The sequence below is a fragment of the Desulfovibrio sp. OH1186_COT-070 genome (genome assembly GCF_003860215.1).
Classification (GTDB): domain Bacteria; phylum Desulfobacterota; class Desulfovibrionia; order Desulfovibrionales; family Desulfovibrionaceae; genus Desulfovibrio.
This window is the reverse complement of the sequence record NZ_RQYH01000097.1, coordinates 1-1,005: the sequence shown is the minus strand read 5'-3', so window position 1 is coordinate 1,005 and position 1,005 is coordinate 1. Positions and strand designations below refer to the sequence as shown.

1 protein-coding gene is annotated in these 1,005 nt (G+C 26.7%); it reads left to right on the top strand.

Annotated features, from left to right (window positions below):
* The coding region (locus EII23_RS12000; RefSeq protein ID WP_124793552.1) for a DNA-binding response regulator at positions 1 to 1,005 on the top strand (1,005 nt) is incomplete at both ends.

The window sequence follows — 1,005 nt, the reverse complement described above, 5'->3', positions numbered from 1 at the left end:
TAATATTCATAGTAGAAGTAAAGGGTGGATAACCAGGAGTGTTATAGATAAAAAAGGATATAGTCAATGGCACTATAAATACGCTGAATTAAAAGATTTAGATATGAGAGATGAAAATATCTATATAACTTTAAATACCTTCTATAAGCCTTGTAGGAGGTTAGAAAACATAAAAGAGTTAAATACATTGTTTATAGACTTGGATTATTATAAAACTGGCAAAACTAGAAATCAGGTATTAATGGATTTAGAAAAGAATTATTTTAATCAAAGTATTCCTATACCAAACTATGTAATAGATAGTGGAAGAGGAATGTATTTAATTTGGATAATAAATGCAGTACCTAGTAAAGCATTACCATTGTGGAAAGCAGTTCAAGAATATTTATATAATCAATTAAAATGTTTTGGAGCAGATAGACAAGCCTTAGACGCAACTAGGATATTAAGAGTTCCGGGAAGTATAAACTCTAAATCAAAAACAGTAGTTAATATATTAGATGAGTACGAATATATTTATGACTTAAGAGAAATACAAAATGAATTTTTACCTGAATTAAGACCATATGAAAAGAAAAAAGGTAGACCAAGTAAAATAAATTATATTTATAGGGAAAGAAGTTTATATTATGGAAGAATACAAGACATAATAAAACTTTGTGAACTAAGAGAATATGATTTAAAAGGACATAGAGAGCTTATATTATTTTTATATAGATATTATATTTGTAGCTTTACAGAAGACATTGAGAAGGCGTTAAATGACGTTTTAGAACTTAATAGTATGTTTAGACAAGCTTTAAGTGAAAGAGAAGTTATAAGAGCAACTAGGAGTGCTGAAAGGTGTTATTTAGATAAAAATAAACAATATAAGTATAGGAATGAAACTCTTATAGAGCTATTAGAAATTACTAAAGAAGAGCAAAGATATATGACAATAGTAATTTCTAAAGAAGAATATAAGCGGAGAAAAAGAATAAGAAATAAAAATAGTTATGATGGTGA